The sequence below is a fragment of the Streptomyces sp. NPDC002054 genome (genome assembly GCF_040296685.1).
In the GTDB taxonomy this organism is placed as follows: Bacteria; Actinomycetota; Actinomycetes; order Streptomycetales; family Streptomycetaceae; genus Streptomyces.
On sequence record NZ_JBEOXT010000032.1, the window covers coordinates 105876 to 121018 of the forward strand.

A 15143-nucleotide genomic window follows, 5' to 3' on the forward strand; every position below is an offset into this window, starting at 1 on the left:
GAGGGCCCAATGTCACGCACCATGGTGGACCTGGACGATGCACTACTCGCCGAGGCAGCGGAGATACTGGGGACGACGACCAAGCGGGCGACGATCAACGGAGCGCTGGCGGAGTTCGTGGCCGCGGCCAGGCGCCGGCGCTTCGTGGAGTTGCTGGACGAGGGTGTCTTCGATGACCTGCGAGACGCGGAAGTGATGCGGGGCGCATGGCGGTGAAGTACCTGGTGGACAAGAGCGCGTGGGCGCGTATGCATGTGCCGGCCGTTCGCGGCAAGCTGATGCCCCTTCTGGAGCGGGGCTTGCTTGCCACATGCGCCGTTGTCGACCTGGAGATCCTGTACAGCGCGCGCAATGCGGAAGACCACGCGCGAGGCCGCTCCGTACGCCGAGGTTTCGAATGGCTTCCCCTCACGGATGAGATCGGGGAACGGGCCATCGAAGTGCAAGGGTTGCTTGCGCAGAGTGGTGATCACCGGCGGGCCTCACTGGGCGACCTGCTGATCGCTGCGACCGCCGAGCGCCATGGGGCGGTCGTCCTCCACTACGACGCTGACTATGACGGGATCGCCAAGGTCACCGGGCAGCCAGTGGAGTGGGTCGTGGAGCCGGGGTCCGTGCCGTAGCGGTGGTGGCTTCGGCGGGGAGCTGCTGGGTGCGGGTATCCCGGCCGGTCCGGATTCCGGACCGGCCGGGAGCCGCCATGGGGCCCGTTACGGGGCCAGCAGGTATGCGTTCGTGATGGTTTCGCTGGTGGTGTTGCCCGCCTTGTCCTTCAGGTCCACCTGGAAGGAGACGGCCTTGGCCGTCGCCGGGTGGGCCGGGCTGACCGAGCGTGCCCCCGTGGCGTCCGTGGTGACCGGCAGCGGGGTCCAGGTGGCGCCGTTGTCGTACGAGGCCTTGACGGTCAGCGAGGCGAGCGCGCCGGGCTCGGCCGCGGGGCCGGCGAGGACCAGGGGCACCGTCAGCGTGGCGCCCGCCTTGGCGGTGCTCGACGGGGAGAGGAAGGGCGAGAGGCGCACGGTGGACAGCGGGAGGGCTGCCGGCCGGTCCTCGGGGGCCTGGGCCGAGGTGAAGGTCCAGGCCGCGGACACCTTCGTACTGGTGGCGGTGTCCTTCGTGGAGCGGGTCGCCGTCATGGTCAGCCGGTACGCCGCCGAGGCCGCCGGTACGTCGGCGGTCAGCCAGCCCACCGGGCCCTCGCCGACCTTGACCCCGTTGCGGTCCAGCCGGCTGGAGCCGGCGGTGGTCGCGGAGTCGCCCGAGTGGCCCCAGCCGTCGTTGAACAGCTTCATCGAGGCGTTGATGCTGTTGCCGTAGCGGGTTGCGCCCTGCTCGGGGTCGGCCGCCAGGTCGGGGCCGGCCACCCCGGTGTTGAACCGCTGGGTGGAGCTCTTGCCCGCGGTGTGGGTCTTCGGGGTGGTGGTGTGGCTGATGCGGGGTTCACCCGCGGCGTTCAGCTGTTGCGTGCTCCAGATCCAGCGCAGGCCGGCCGTGTTGACGTACTGCGTGGTGGTCCGGGGCAGGGGGCTGACCGGGGTGGGTTCCGGGGTGCCGATGGAGAAGCCGTCCTGGTCGAGGGGGATGCCGGTGAGCGTGCCCTTGGCGCCGGTGACCGAGGCCGCGATGCCGATCTTGACCTCGGCGGTTTCGGCCTTGGTGACGCGGGGGGCCAGGCCGGTGAACCAGCTGCCCCTGCTGTTGAACGCGAGGCGGTACTGGGTGTCCTTGGGGGCCTGCCACACGCCGCTGAACTGGGCCTTCAGGTCCGGGCCGGCGGGGCCGAGGTGGGCGGTGCGCAGGATCGTCTCCGGCGTGCCGTGCACGGTGCCGCTGAGCCCGACGGACGGGGCCTCGTACCCCATGGTGAATCCGGTGAGGCGCGCGGCCGGGTCGGGCGGGCTGACCGCGACCGGCTTGGCCACCCGGGCGTCGAGGGCGATGGTGGTGTTCTTGGTGAGGTTCACGACCGGCTGGACGAAGGAGTAGATGTCGCCCACGGTCCCGTAGACCGAACTCTCCACCGCGTAGGTGCCCTTGGGCAGACGCAGGACGGCGGTGCTGTCGGCCGTCAGCTTGACCTCGTGGCGGATCCCCGCGGCGGGGTCGCTCACGGCCGTCGTGTAGTACGACGCGGCCTCGCCCTTGGTGTCCAGGTGCTTGAGGGTGAGGTCGTACGACTCGACCTCGCGGACCACGACGAGCCCGGTTCGTACGGCCTGGCCGTCGCCGGAGGCGAGGATCGTGCCGCCGAAGGTGCCGTCGGCCGTGCCGGCCTTGGTGTCGGCGGTGACGCTGGTCTGCGCGGTGCCGCCGGCCGGGACCGTCAGCTTGGTGTCCTTCAGCTTGAACATGCCGGCCGGGGCCGGGCGGCCCTGCTCGTCGACCGTGGCGGCGGACAGGGTGAGGGTGACCGGCTTGGTGCCGTGGTTGCGGTAGGTGAGGGTCTTGGTCACCGGCTTGTCGTCGCCGTGCGGCCAGGCCTGGGTGCCGAAGCCGAGCGAGCCGGGCTCCGAGACCACGTTGGCCGTGATGGCGCGGGCGACGTCGAGGCGGCCGGAGCCCTGTTGGTAGGCGTGGAGCGCCGGGTTGGGCTTGGTGGAGGCGGTCAGCGCCTGCTTGACCTGCTGGCCGGTCCAGGCCGGGTGCTGCTGCATCAGCATCGCCGCGGCGCCGGCCGCGTGCGGGGCGGCCATCGAGGTGCCGGAGTACGACATGTAGCCGTTGCCCGGGCCGTCCGACAGGGCGGTGCTGCGGGCGGCGGTGATGTCCGTACCGGGGGCGGTGAGGTCGGGCTTGACGTTGCCGGCGACGGACGGGCCCCGGCTGGAGTCCTCCGAGAGGACGTCCTGCTTGTCGACGTTGCCGACGGTCAGGGCCTGGGGAGCGCCGGCCGGAGAGGTGAGGGTCTTCGCGTTCGAGCCGTGGTTGCCCGCGCTCACCACGAAAAGGGCCTTGCCGGAGAGCCGGGCCACGGCCTCGTCCATCGGCCGGTAGTCGGGCTCCGGGGCGCCGAGGCTCATGTTGACGATGTCGGCGCCCTGGTCGACGGCCCACTGCATGCCCTCGAGGATCCACGACTCCTCTCCCGGTCCGTCGTCGCCGAGGACCTTGGCGTCGATGATCCGCGCGTCGGGGGCCACGCCCTTGTACTTGCCCGCGGACTTGGCACCGGAGCCGGCGGCTATGGAGGCGACGTGGGTGCCGTGGCCGTAGCGGTCCTTGGCGTCGGGGTAGGAGGTGAAGTTCTTCTCCGCAATCTCGACGCCCTTGAGGTCCGGGTGCGCCTGGTCGACGCCGGTGTCGAGGATCGCGATCTTGACGCCCTTGCCCGTGTAGCCGGCCTTTATGGCGGCGGGCGCGCCGATCTGGGCGGTGCTCTTGTCGAGCGTGGGGTAGACCTTGCCGTCCAGCCAGATGTGGGCGACGGCGGGGGCGGTGGCCGCGAAGGGCTGCTTGCCGGGGCCGTTGCCCGGGCCGGCGGTACGGGGTGTGGTGACGGCCGACCACAAGTGCGCCGTACCGGACTTCGCCGCGCTGAACGCCTCGCCGCCGATGGCGGGGAGGGGGCGGCGCTGCCGGGCGGTGCCGCCCAGGCTGTCGAGGACGCCGCCGCCCGAGGCGTGCGGGGCGGGCGAGCCGGGGGCCGGCTGCCGGTAGCCGACGATCAGGGGGAGCGAGTCGCGGTGCGCGTCGTCGTACTTGTCCTTGACCAGCTGGGTGACGTCGAAGAGGCGCCGGTCCAGGGTCCCTTCGGAGATCATCCGCTGGGCGTCCTGCGGCACCACGTGGGTGTGGCCCGCCCGCCGTTGCACCGAGAAGGGCACGTCCTCGCGGCCCTTGGCGCGGATCAGCCGTATGACGCCGCCGTCGGAGCCGAGGACCACCCGGTCGCCGGTGATGAGGGTGACGGTCGCGGACGGGGTGGCGGCGCCGGCGCCGGTGCGGTGGGGCTGCGCGGCGGGCGCCGTGCGTATGTTCTCGGGCGACGTGCCTGCGGCGGTGGCCGGCGGTCCGGCTGTTGCGGTGACGAGCACCGCAACACCGGCCGCCCATACGGCCTTTGCTGCCATTCGGGACTCCCTGAACTCCTTGTCGGGGCTTGGTGAACGGCACAGTCTGACACCGGGCCCCGAGGAGTCAGCGGGTCAGCGCCGGTGTGTCGGCGGGCTGTTGGCGAACCGGTTCCCGCCCGGTGGCCACTGCCGTTTCGTCGTCCGTGTTGAGTTCGGCCAGCATCGGCTTGGTGAAGCCGAAGAAGTAGGTGGTCGCGAAGCCGACCAGGTAGCCGGTCAGCAGCCCGCCCGCGTAGATGGCGACGGTCGCGCCCATGCCTGAGCGGCCGTCCAGGAGGGGGAAGAGGGCCCAGCCGGAGGGGCCGATGGCGGTGGAGCCGAAAGTGGTGCCCAGCTGGTTGAAGAGGCCGACGAACGCGCCGCCCGCCGCGCCGCCGACGCAGGCCGTGACAAAGGGGCGGCCCAGGGGGAGCGAGACGCCGTAGATGAGGGGTTCGCCGATGCCCAGGAAGCCTGCCGGGAGGGCCGACTTGATGGTGGTGCGGATCGATCCGTTGCGGGGGAGGCGGTAGTAGACCGCGATGGCCGCGCCCACCTGGCCGGCGCCTGCCATCGCGAGGATGGGCAGGAGGACGGTGTAGCCGGACTGCTCGATCAGGGTGGTGTGGATGGGGATGAGCGCCTGGTGCAGGCCGAGCATCACCAGGGGGAGGAACAGGCCGCCGAGGACCAGGCCGGCGAAGGCGCCGCCGGCGGCGAGCAGCCAGTCGGCGCAGCGGCCGATGGCGGTGGAGACCTCGCCCGCGAGGAACATCAGGCCGAAGAGGGTGACCAGGCCGGAGAGGAGCACGGTGAGGGTGGGGGTCACCAGGACGTCGAGGGCCTCCGGAACCCAGCGGCGGCACCACTTCTCGACCTGGACGGCGAGGAAGGCCGCGCAGAGCGCGCCGAGGACGCCGCCCTGGCCGGGGGCGAGGGCCAGGCCGAAGGCGGTGACCTTTGCGACGCCGGGGAAGACGATGATCGAGGCGACCGCGCCGCCGAGGATCGGGGTGCCGCCGAATTCCTTCGCCGTGTTGTAGCCGACGAACACCGCGATCAGGGACATGAATCCGGAGGCCATGGCGGCGAGTGCGGGGACGACGGTGGGCAGCCAGCCGAAGTTGGCGAGCAGGCCGTTGAGCCCGGCGATGATGCCGCAGCCGATCAGGGCGGGGATCAGCGGGACGAAGATGTTCGCGATCCGGCGGAGGAACAGCTTGACGGGGGTGGCGTTCCGCTCCTTCTGGGCCGCCTTCAACGCGGCGCCGCGGTCGGCCAGTTCGTCGGCGGTCACCGGGTGGGGGGCGGGGGCCGCGGCCGGGGTGGCTGCGCGTTCCTGGGCGACGAGGGCCTCGAACTCGGGGGTGACGCGGGCGACGGCGCCGGGGCCGAGGACGATCTGGTACGTGTCGTCCTCGACCACGCCCAGCACGCCGGGCACCGCCTTGAGGGCCTCGTCCTGCACCAGGGCGCGGTCGCGCAGGCCGATGCGCAGGCGGGTCATGCAGTGCGCGATCGAGGTGATGTTGTCCGGGCCGCCGACGAGAGGGAGGATCGCGGCGGCGGTGGCGCGGTTCTTGTCTGTAGCCATGGGGGGAGTCGCCTTGCTCGGGGGTGTGCGGGCAGGTCAGGCGTTGCGGCGAGTGAGGCTGAGGGCCTCGCGGAGGTGGCCGCGGGATTCCGTGAGCAGGCGGGCGGCGGTCGGGCCGTCGACGCCGCCGAGGAGGACGAGGATGGCGTCCTTGACCTCGCCGTCGGTGGCGGTCAGCGCGGCCTCGATCTCCTCGTCCGGGGCGCCGGTCGCGAGCGCGACGATGCGGCGGGAGCGGGCGCGTAGTTTCTCGTTGGAGGCGCGGACGTCGACCATCAGGTTTCCGTAGGTCTTGCCCAGGCGGATCATCGTGATGGTCGAGAGCATGTTGAGGACGAGCTTCTGGGCGGTGCCGGCTTTCAACCGGGTGGATCCAGTGAGGAGTTCCGGGCCGACGACGACCTCGATGCCGTGGTGCGCGGCTGCGGCGAGCGCGGAGCCGGCGTTGCAGGACAGGCCGACGGTCAGCGCGCCGCGGGTACGGGCGGACTCGACGGCACCGATCGCGTACGGGGTGCGGCCGGAGGCGGAGATGCCGACGACGGTGTCGGCTTCGGTGAGCCCGAGCGCGGTGAGGTCGGCCTCCGCCAGCTCCTTGGAGTCCTCGGCGCCCTCGACGGCCTTGACCATGGCGGTCGGGCCGCCCGCGATCAGGCCGAGCACCTGGGCGGGGTCGGTGTTGAAGGTGGGCGGGCATTCGCTGGCGTCGAGCACACCGAGCCGGCCGGCGGTGCCGGCGCCCGCGTAGACCAGCCGGCCGCCCCGGGCCATGCGGGCGGCGATGGCGTCGATGGCGGCGGCGATCTGCGGCAGCTGCGCGGCCACGGCGGCCGGGACGGTGCCGTCCTCGGCGTTCATGGTGCGGGCGATGTCGAGGGTGGGAAGCCGGTCGATCTCGGCGAGCTCGGGGCGGAACGCCTCAGTGGTGAGCGTGTCGAGCTGGGCGCGGAGGGCGGCGTACGAGGTCATGGGCGGCGGAAGCTCCTAGCGGGTGGCTGCGCTTGTGCTGGTGCCGGCGGCTGCGCCCGGGCCGGTGCTGGCGCCGGGGCCGGGGGCCGGGCCCGGGCCCGCGCCGGGAGCGTCGGCCGGGCGCCGGGCCGGCCGGCTGGGTGCGGGGCGTCGACTAGGTGAACCCGCCCTGGCCTGCCGGGCGGGTGCGGGCGTGGCCGCGGCAGCCTGTGTGCCGGTGCTGGGAGCGCCGTCCGGGGAACCCGCCTTGGCCTGCCGAGCCGGCCGGCCGGGTGCGGGCGCAGCCGCGACGGCTTCTGTGCCGGTGGCCGGGCCGGGGCCCGCGCCGGCAGCGCCGGCCGGGCGCCGGGCCGGGAGGCCGGGCGTGGCCCCGCCCGCAGCGGCGCTGAAGGGTTCCTTCTTCGGGCTGCTCACGCGTGGAAGGTATTTTCAGGCCCCGCCGGGGTCAAGGCGCCATCCGCACTGTTCGAAAAGGACCTTCGCCACATGGGGGACCCGGGGCCACAATGGGCCCATGGACCACGCGACCCCTCTGGAACAGGCGCTTCATGCCGCCCGCGCTCTTGTACTCGCCGATCTCGTCGCGGGCGAGGTCGCCGAGGCCGATGTCGTCTCCCTGGTCGAGGATTCGGTCGTGCACCGCCGCTGGTGGGTGGAGCAGTGGCCGGAGGGAGTCGACTACCTCCCCGGACTCGTCGCACAGGACGTGCAGGACGCCCTGCTGGAGAAGTACGGCCGCTGGCCGCTCTGCCCGGTCTGTTCGCACGGCGACCCGCACGCCCTCGACGTGGAACCCGAGTTGGGCCCGGACCCGCACTGGGTGTGCGGCAAGGCGGGCGTGAAGGTGGCGTCCGTCGGCGCGCTCGGGCCGGTCCTGCGCGGGTTCGCCGAGTGACGGTCTACATCGACCCGCCCACCTGGCCCGGGCACGGCCGGATGTGGTCGCACCTGGTCAGCGACGTCTCGTATGAGGAACTGCACGCCTTCGCCGCAGCCATCGGCTGCCCGCCGCGAGCCTTCGAGCGGGACCACTACGACGTGCCCTCGTCCCGGTACGCCGATGCGGTGGCGGCCGGCGCGGTCGAGATCGGCAGCAAGGAACTGGTCCGCCGCCTGACCGCAGCAGGCCTCCGCCGCCCGAAACACCGGCCGTCCGCCTGATCGTCTGCGCGGCGCTACGACAGAGCCGTGCGCCAGGCTGCGACCGCCGTGGACGAGACCGGGTGGGACCAGCCGTGGGGGCGGGCTGCGCTGCCGATGTGGAAGGCGTCGATGCCCGCCGCGCGCAGGATCGGGAGGTGGCCGAGGGTGAGGCCGCCGCCGACCAGGAGCTGGGCCCGGTAGCCGGGCTCGCCGCGGCGGGCGGCCTCCGCGAGCAGGATTGGCAGGCCGGCGTCCACGCCGCCCGCCGCGCCCGCGGTCAGGTAGGTGTCCAGGCCGGGCAGGTCCGCCAGGGCCTTGCGGAGCTGGTCGCGGTCGGCGGCCCGGTCGATGGCCCGGTGGAAGGTCCACCGGCAGCCCGCCAGCTCGGCGACGACCGCCTCGACGGCGGCCAGGTCGGGGCTGCCGTCCGGCAGCAGGAAGCCGAGGACGAACTCCTCCGCGCCCTCCGCGCGCAGCGCCCGGGCCTCCGCGACCAGGGCGGACACATCGCCGGCGGCGAAGCCGTCCGTCTTGCGGAGCATGACGCGCAGCGGGATGTCCACGGCCGCGCGGATCGCCGCGAAGGTCTCCCGCGGTGGGGTCAGCCCGTCCGCCGCCATGTCGGTGACCAGTTCCAGGCGGTCCGCTCCACCGGCCTGGGCGGCGATCGCGTCCTCGGCGCTGAGGGCGATCACCTCCAGGACTGCACGGTTGCTCATGAGACTCCATCCTCGATCCTCGTCTGACAGGTCTAGTCCAATGTCCAGGGTACGGGTCTCCGGCAGCGGTTCACCAGCACAATCACGCCACCCCCACATCCGCCCCGCATCCGGCCCACACCGCCACAGCACAATGACCGCATGGACACCGACATCGCGCAGCGCGAGCAGAGGCTGGCGGACGCCTGGCACACCACCGCCACCGCCGCGGGAGCCCGGCAGGACCCCGCGCCCTATGCCGCCCGCCTCCTGGCCGCCTGGGCGGAACCGCAGCGCCGGTACCACACCACCGCGCACCTGGACGCCGTACTCCGGCACGTCGACACCCTCGCGGACCACGCCGCCGACCCGGCCGCGGTCCGGCTGGCCGCCTGGTTCCACGATGCCGTGTACCGGCCCGACCGCTCCGAGAACGAGGAGCGCAGCGCCGCACTGGCCGAGCGGGCCCTGCCCGAGCTCGGCATCGACCCCGCCCGCACCGCCGAGGTGGCCCGGCTGGTCCGGCTCACCGTCACCCACCACCCGGCCCCCGGCGACACCAACGGCGAGGTGCTGTGCGACGCGGACCTCGCGGTGCTGGCCGGCGGGGTCGATGCGTACGCGGCGTACGTCGCAGCCGTCCGCGAGGAGTACCGCTTCGTGCCGGAGGACGCCTTCCGGGCCGGGCGGGCCGCGGTGCTCCGGCAGCTGCTGGACCTGCCCCGGCTCTTCCATACGCCGTACGGCACCGCCCACTGGGAGGGCCCGGCCCGGCGCAACCTCGCCGCCGAGCTGGCCACCCTGGTCGAGCCGGCAGGGGAGCCCCACGCGGAGTCTGCGGGAATGTGATCGCTCCGGGCGCGGTTGGTGCAGTTCATGCCCGCTGCTGCCGAACGCCCCCGTATGCCCGTGGCCGTCTACATCCTCGGCCTGTCCGTCTTCGCACTCGGCACCAGCGAGTTCATGCTGTCCGGACTGCTGCCGCCTATCGCCGAAGACATGGACGTCACCATTCCGCAGGCGGGCCTGCTCATATCCGCCTTCGCGATCGGCATGGTGGTGGGCGCCCCGTTGCTGGCCGTGGCCACCCTCCGGCTGCCTCGCCGCACCACCCTGATCTCCCTGATCAGCCTCTTCGGGCTCGGCCAGATCGCGGGCGCGCTGGCCCCGTCGTACGAGCTGCTCTTCGCCTCCCGGGTGGTCTCGGCACTCGCCTGCGCCGGCTTCTGGGCGGTCGGCGCGGCCGTGGCCATCGCGATGGTCCCGGCCGACGCCCGGGCCCGGGCCATGGCCGTGATGATCGGCGGACTGTCGATCGCCAACGTGCTGGGCGTGCCGCTCGGCGCCTTCCTCGGCGAGCACCTCGGCTGGCGGTCCGCGTTCTGGGCGGTCGGGGCCGCCTCCGCGATCGCCCTGGTGGGGATCCTGGCCCGGGTTCCGCGGATTCCGCTGCCCGCCGAGCGGCCCAGCCTCGCCCGCGAGCTGCGCATCTACCGCGACCGGCAGGTCTGGCTGGCCATCGGCATCACCGCGCTCGCGGCCGGCGGCGTCTTCTGCGCGTTCAGCTACCTTGCGCCGCTGCTGACGGATGTGGCCGGACTGGAGTCCGGCTGGGTGCCGTGGGTGCTTGGGCTGTTCGGGGTCGGGGCGCTGGTCGGCACCACCATTGGGGGGCGGGTTGCCGACGCCCATCTGTTCGGGGTGATGATCTGGGGGATCGTCGGCTCCACGGTGTTCCTGGCGGCGCTTGCCCTGTTGGGTTCTGTTGCTGTGGCGGCGGTCGGGCTGTCCTTCCTGCTCGGGGTCTCGGCGTTCTTCACGGCGCCGGCCCTCAATGCACGGATGTTCAATGTGGCGGGTGCCGCTCCGACGCTGGCCGGGGCGACCACCACGGCTGCGTTCAATTTGGGCAATACCGGGGGGCCGTGGCTGGGCGGCACGGTGATCGACGCGGGCCTCGGCTTCACCGCGACAGCCTGGGCCGGCGCGGCGATGACCGTGACGGCGATCGCCCTGGCCGTCACGGCGCTACGGCTGCACCGCCGCGACCGGGGTGTGGCCTCCAGGGTCGTCGCCAGGTCCGGGGACACGCTGCCTGCCGAGGGCGTGCGCGTCTGAGCCATCGGCTCCGCCGAGTGGGGTCCTGTCAGGGGCGCGGGGAACTGCGCGACCAGCCACAGCCGCGCGGCGGGAGCCCGCTCAGCCGGCCAGCGCCTCCGGCAGCGCCGCCGAGTGCACCGCCGTCAGCCCGGACACCGCGCGGGTGAGGCAGACGTACAGGCGGCGGAGGCCGGTGCGCTCGTCCGGCTCGCCGTCGACGATGGCGGCCGGCTCGTCCAGGACCACGTAGTCGTACTCCAGGCCCTTGGCGAGCGAGGCCGGGACCAGGGTCAGCCGGGACTCGGCGGTGGTCTCCTCGCCCGGCGAGAGGTAGGGCAGGCCCGACGCGAGGAGGGCCTCGGCCAGCACCGGGATACGGGCGTCCGCGGCGATCAGGCCGATCGAGCCTTCGTGGCCCAGAGAGTTCCGGCAGGCTGTCAGCACGGCCTCGGTGAGTTCCGCGGCCTCCGCGACCGGCTCCACCAGCAGCGACCCCGGCGTCTCGCGGACGGAGGAGACCGCCGCCAGGCCCGGTGAGATCGCCGGGAGCAGCCGGGAGGCGTACGCGATGACCTCGCGCGGCACCCGGAAGCCGGCCGTGAGCTCCTCCAGCACCGCCTCCGGCTTGCCCAGGTGGCCGAGGGCCTCGGACCAGCTGCGGGTGGCCCACGGGGTGGTGCCCTGGGCCAGGTCGCCGAGGACGGTGGCCGAGCCGGTGGTGCAGCGGCGGCCGACCGCGCGGTACTGCATCGGGGACAGGTCTTGCGCCTCATCGAGGACCACATGGCCCAGCGAGGGGGTGCGCTCGACCAGGTCGGCGGCCTCGTCGATGAGGACCAGGTCGGCCGGCGACCACTTCGCCGACTTCACGCTGCGGAAGGGCTTCGGCCACAGCAGCAGCTTCTGTTCGTCGGCGCTGAGGACCCCTTCCGCGTGCTCGGCCAGGAACTCCGGGTCGGCGAGCAGCCGCAGCACCAGCTTGGCGGGCTCCACGGCCGGCCAGATCTCCTTGACCGCCGCCTTCACGGCCGCATTGCGGGCCACCGCGTCCTGGACCCGGTCGTCGGGAGCCTCGCCCGCCTGTTCCATCCGGACCAGCACGGCGTGCGCGATGCGCTGCGGGAGCGCCTCGCGGGCGGCGCCGTAGCGGATGTCGCGGTTCTGCAGCTCCTCCACGATCTCGGTGAGCTCATACGCCGGGATCCGCCAGCGGCGGGAGCCGCGCACCACCATCAGCGCCTCGGTGGGGAGGGTGACGTGCGAGCGGACGGCGCGGTGCAGCACCTCGGCCATCCGGGCATCGCCCTTGACGACGGCGGTCTCGGCGGCGTCGGCGGCCCGCACTTCCAGGCCCCCGCGGGCGACGAGGTCGTCGACGGTGGCCTGCTTGACCTCCAGCTCGCCCAGGGCCGGCAGCACCTGCTCGATGTAGTGCAGGAAGGACCGGTTCGGCCCGATGACCAGGGTGCCGGTGCGGGCCAGCCGCTCCCGGTGCGCGTACAGCAGGTACGCGACCCGGTGCAGGCCGACGGCGGTCTTCCCGGTGCCGGGGCCGCCCTGGACGCAGACGGAGCCGGAAAGCCCGGAACGGACGATTTCGTCCTGCTCGGGCTGGATCGTGGCGACGATGTCCCGCATGGGGCCCACACGGGGGCGCTCGATCTCCTGCTGGAGCAGCTTGCTGACGGCGGCAGCCTCTGCGGGGTCGGAGAGGTGCTCGTCCTCGTACGCGGTGAGCTCGCCGCCGGTGTAGCCGAAGCGGCGGCGCAGCCCGATGTCCTGGGGGTCGGCCTTGGAGGCGCGGTAGAAGGGCTGGGAGACCGGGGCGCGCCAGTCGATCACCATGGGGTCGCCGTCGGCGTCGTGGACGTGCCGGCGGCCGATGTAGAACTGCTCGCCCTCGGCGCCTTCGGCGGCCTCCGCGCCGGGCGCGTGCAGGTAGTCGAGCCGGCCGAAGAAGAGCGGGGTGTGGGCGAGGTCCGCGAGGGCCTTGATCCGGTCGTCGATCTGGGCCTGGAGGACGATGGCGTTGACCCAGTTCGCGGTGACGTCGCGGATGTCGAGGGACTCGACGTCGGCGCGCATCGCGCGGAGCGCAGCGCGGGAGGCGGCGAGATGCGCGCGTTCCCGGCCGAGCGGGCCGACGGCTGTGTCTTGCGTTTCCGGGGTGTCCTGGGTGTCGGGGGCGTACGCGGGCACGGGACTGCCTCCTGCTCGTGAACCGGAACTGAACCAGCTGGTCCGTCCGGTTCCGACCGGACGGTGGCACTCCCCGGTGATCGCGGAGGCGGCAAGAGCGGAGATTGTAGCCAGTGCGGTGGTAGGGCGCGAACGGATTTTCCGGCCGTCCCCTAGGGGACCGGACGGGTGTCATACCGGGGAGTGTCAGACCTGGGACAGAGGAACCGGGGTCCGGCATGGGCCGTGAGTCGTACACGGCGGGGCCCGGGATTCGGCCGCGGGGGCGATGCGCGGGGCGGGCGGGAGGCGGACCATGGATTCATGAGCACCGCAACCTTCACCCCGATTCAGGGCGGCCGGCCCAGCGGAGCCACCGCCACCACCGACACCCACCCCCGCCACCGCATGGGCAGCCTGCTGCGCGCGGCGAAGGTCTTCGCCACGACCACCGTCAGCGTGGTCCTCCTGGGCGAATACGCCGAGGACGCCGGCGTCATACGCCGCTGAACGCGGGCGGTCCGGCCGCCCGGCCCGGCCCGGCCCGGAGCCGGGTCCGGAGCCCGGCGCCGCAGGGAGCCGGGCCGCGGCCCGCAGTAGCCGAAGCCGGCGCCCTGCCCCGGGGCAGGGCGCCCTCGCCTTCGGTCAGCTCTCCTTGAGCAGTTCGTCGGCGTCCATGATTCGGTAGGCGTAGCCCTGTTCCGCGAGGAAACGCTGGCGGTGGGCCGCGAAGTCCTGGTCGATGGTGTCGCGGGCGACCACCGAGTAGAAGCGCGCCTCGTGGCCGTCCGCCTTCGGGCGGAGGACCCGCCCCAGCCGCTGGGCTTCCTCCTGGCGGGAGCCGAAGGTGCCGGAGACCTGGATGGCGACCGTCGCCTCCGGCAGGTCGATCGAGAAGTTCGCGACCTTGGATACGACCAGCACGCTGATCTCGCCCTCGCGGAACGCGCCGAAGAGCTTCTCGCGCTGCGCATTGGAGGTCTCGCCCTTGATCACGGGCGCGTCCAGGTGCTCGCCGAGTTCGTCGAGCTGGTCGATGTACTGCCCGATGACCAGCGTCTGCTCGCCCCGGTGCTTCCTGACCAGTGCCTCCGTCACCTTCCGCTTGGTCGCGGTGGTCGCGCAGAAGCGGTACTTCTCCTCCGTCTCGGCGGTCGCGTACGCCAGCCGCTCGCTCTCGGTCAGGTTCACCCGCACCTCGACGCAGTCCGCCGGCGCGATGTAGCCCTGCGCCTCGATCTCCTTCCAGGGCGCGTCGAACCGCTTCGGCCCGATCAGGGAGAACACGTCCGACTCCCGGCCGTCCTCCCGGACCAGGGTGGCGGTCAGGCCGAGCCGCCGCCGGGCCTGGAGGTCGGCGGTGAACTTGAAGACCGGCGCCGGCAGCAGGTGCACCTCGTCGTAGACGATCAGCCCCCAGTCCCGGGAGTCGAACAGCTCCAGGTGCGGGTAGATGCCCTTCCGCTTGGTCGTCAGGACCTGGTAGGTGGCGATCGTGACCGGCCGGATCTCCTTCCGGGTGCCGCTGTACTCGCCGATCTCCTCCTCCGTCAGGGAGGTGCGCTTGACCAGCTCGTGCTTCCACTGCCGGGCCGAGACCGTGTTCGTCACCAGGATCAGCGTGGTCGCCTTCGCCTCGGCCATGGCGCCCGCGCCGACCAGCGTCTTGCCCGCGCCGCAGGGCAGCACGACCACCCCGGACCCGCCGTGCCAGAACCCGTCCACGGCCTGCCGCTGGTAGGGCCGCAGCTTCCAGCCGTCCTCGGCCAGCTCGATGGGGTGCGCCTCGCCGTCCACGTACCCGGCCAGGTCCTCGGCCGGCCAGCCCAGCTTCAGCAGGGTCTGCTTGATCTGCCCGCGCTCGGAGGGGTGCACGGCCACGGTGTCGGGGTCGATCCGCGCCCCGACCAGCGGCATGATCCGCTTGGACCGCAGGATCTCCTCCAGCACCGGCCGGTCGGTGCTGGTCAGCACCAGCCCGTGCACGGGGTGCTTGGACAGGGTGAGCCGCCCGTACCGGGCCATGGTCTCGGCGACGTCGACGAGCAGCGCGTGCGGGACGGGATACCGGGAGTACTCCACCAGCGCGTCCACCACCTGCTCGGCGTCGTGCCCGGCGGCCCGGGCGTTCCACAGGCCGAGCGGGGTGATCCGGTAGGTGTGGATGTGCTCGGGGGCGCGCTCCAGCTCGGCGAAGGGCGCGATGGCGCGCCGCGCGGCGTCTGCGAGCTCGTGGTCGACTTCGAGGAGAAGCGTCTTGTCGCTTTGGACGATGAGCGGACCGTTCACCTGGCGTGCATCCCTTCCGGCAGGGGTGGCCCCCCGGGCGCGGGCGGCCAAACCTCCAGTCTGCCGTATCGCGCTAGGGGGTGTCCGGCGGATCAGGGCCGGGCCCGGCCCTGATCCGCC

Annotated in this window: 13 protein-coding genes; 7 read left to right on the forward strand and 6 right to left on the reverse strand. The window is 72.8% G+C overall.

Annotated elements, in window-relative coordinates:
* Nucleotides 1–9: 9 nt before the first annotated feature.
* On the forward strand, nucleotides 10–216 hold the full coding sequence (locus ABT123_RS27150; protein WP_351319302.1) for a type II toxin-antitoxin system VapB family antitoxin: 207 nt from the start codon (nucleotides 10–12) through the stop codon (nucleotides 214–216).
* Entirely contained in the window at nucleotides 207–623 is a 417-nt protein-coding gene (locus ABT123_RS27155; protein WP_351319304.1) for a PIN domain nuclease, read from the forward strand. Before ABT123_RS27150 ends, ABT123_RS27155 begins: the two co-directional genes overlap by 10 nt.
* Nucleotides 624–710: 87 nt before the next feature.
* Here the strand turns inward: ABT123_RS27155 and ABT123_RS27160 are convergent, their stop codons facing one another.
* From ABT123_RS27160 to murQ, 3 genes are all read right to left on the reverse strand, one after another.
* The gene (locus tag ABT123_RS27160; protein ID WP_351319306.1) at nucleotides 711–4070 is read right to left on the reverse strand and encodes a S8 family serine peptidase; all 3360 of its coding nucleotides are present in this window, start codon (nucleotides 4068–4070) and stop codon (nucleotides 711–713) included.
* Between the two features lie 67 nt (nucleotides 4071–4137).
* The gene (locus tag ABT123_RS27165) at nucleotides 4138–5646 is read right to left on the reverse strand and encodes a PTS transporter subunit EIIC (protein ID WP_351319308.1); all 1509 of its coding nucleotides are present in this window, start codon (nucleotides 5644–5646) and stop codon (nucleotides 4138–4140) included.
* A 36-nt stretch (nucleotides 5647–5682) separates the two neighbouring features.
* Nucleotides 5683–6615, reverse strand: a complete 933-nt coding sequence (gene murQ / locus ABT123_RS27170) for an N-acetylmuramic acid 6-phosphate etherase (RefSeq protein WP_351319310.1) — start codon at nucleotides 6613–6615, stop codon at nucleotides 5683–5685.
* Nucleotides 6616–7129: 514 nt separating this feature from the next.
* Between murQ and ABT123_RS27175 the strand changes: the two genes are divergently transcribed.
* On the forward strand, nucleotides 7130–7510 hold the full coding sequence (locus ABT123_RS27175) for a DUF8819 family protein (protein ID WP_351319312.1): 381 nt from the start codon (nucleotides 7130–7132) through the stop codon (nucleotides 7508–7510).
* Nucleotides 7507–7776, forward strand: coding sequence for a DUF4031 domain-containing protein (locus ABT123_RS27180; RefSeq protein WP_351319314.1), 270 nt, complete (start codon nucleotides 7507–7509; stop codon nucleotides 7774–7776). Before ABT123_RS27175 ends, ABT123_RS27180 begins: the two co-directional genes overlap by 4 nt.
* A 14-nt stretch (nucleotides 7777–7790) precedes the next feature.
* Here ABT123_RS27180 and ABT123_RS27185 read toward each other — a convergent pair whose 3' ends face one another.
* Nucleotides 7791–8477: a copper homeostasis protein CutC gene (locus ABT123_RS27185; RefSeq protein ID WP_351319316.1), complete on the reverse strand. Its 687-nt coding sequence runs from the start codon at nucleotides 8475–8477 to the stop codon at nucleotides 7791–7793.
* A gap of 141 nt (nucleotides 8478–8618) precedes the next feature.
* Between ABT123_RS27185 and ABT123_RS27190 the strand changes: the two genes are divergently transcribed.
* Entirely contained in the window at nucleotides 8619–9305 is a 687-nt protein-coding gene (locus tag ABT123_RS27190) for an HD domain-containing protein (RefSeq protein WP_351319318.1), read from the forward strand.
* Between the two features lie 54 nt (nucleotides 9306–9359).
* Nucleotides 9360–10574 (forward strand): Cmx/CmrA family chloramphenicol efflux MFS transporter, encoded by a 1215-nt coding sequence (locus ABT123_RS27195; RefSeq protein ID WP_351319334.1) that lies wholly within the window; start codon nucleotides 9360–9362, stop codon nucleotides 10572–10574.
* An 81-nt stretch (nucleotides 10575–10655) separates the two neighbouring features.
* Here ABT123_RS27195 and ABT123_RS27200 read toward each other — a convergent pair whose 3' ends face one another.
* Nucleotides 10656–12755, reverse strand: a complete 2100-nt coding sequence (locus ABT123_RS27200; protein WP_502971064.1) for a HelD family protein — start codon at nucleotides 12753–12755, stop codon at nucleotides 10656–10658.
* 303 nt (nucleotides 12756–13058) lie between these two features.
* Between ABT123_RS27200 and ABT123_RS27205 the strand changes: the two genes are divergently transcribed.
* The gene (locus ABT123_RS27205) at nucleotides 13059–13244 is read left to right on the forward strand and encodes a hypothetical protein (protein ID WP_351319320.1); all 186 of its coding nucleotides are present in this window, start codon (nucleotides 13059–13061) and stop codon (nucleotides 13242–13244) included.
* A gap of 135 nt (nucleotides 13245–13379) precedes the next feature.
* Here the strand turns inward: ABT123_RS27205 and ABT123_RS27210 are convergent, their stop codons facing one another.
* The gene (locus ABT123_RS27210) at nucleotides 13380–15023 is read right to left on the reverse strand and encodes a DNA repair helicase XPB (RefSeq protein WP_351319322.1); all 1644 of its coding nucleotides are present in this window, start codon (nucleotides 15021–15023) and stop codon (nucleotides 13380–13382) included.
* Nucleotides 15024–15143 lie beyond the last annotated feature (120 nt).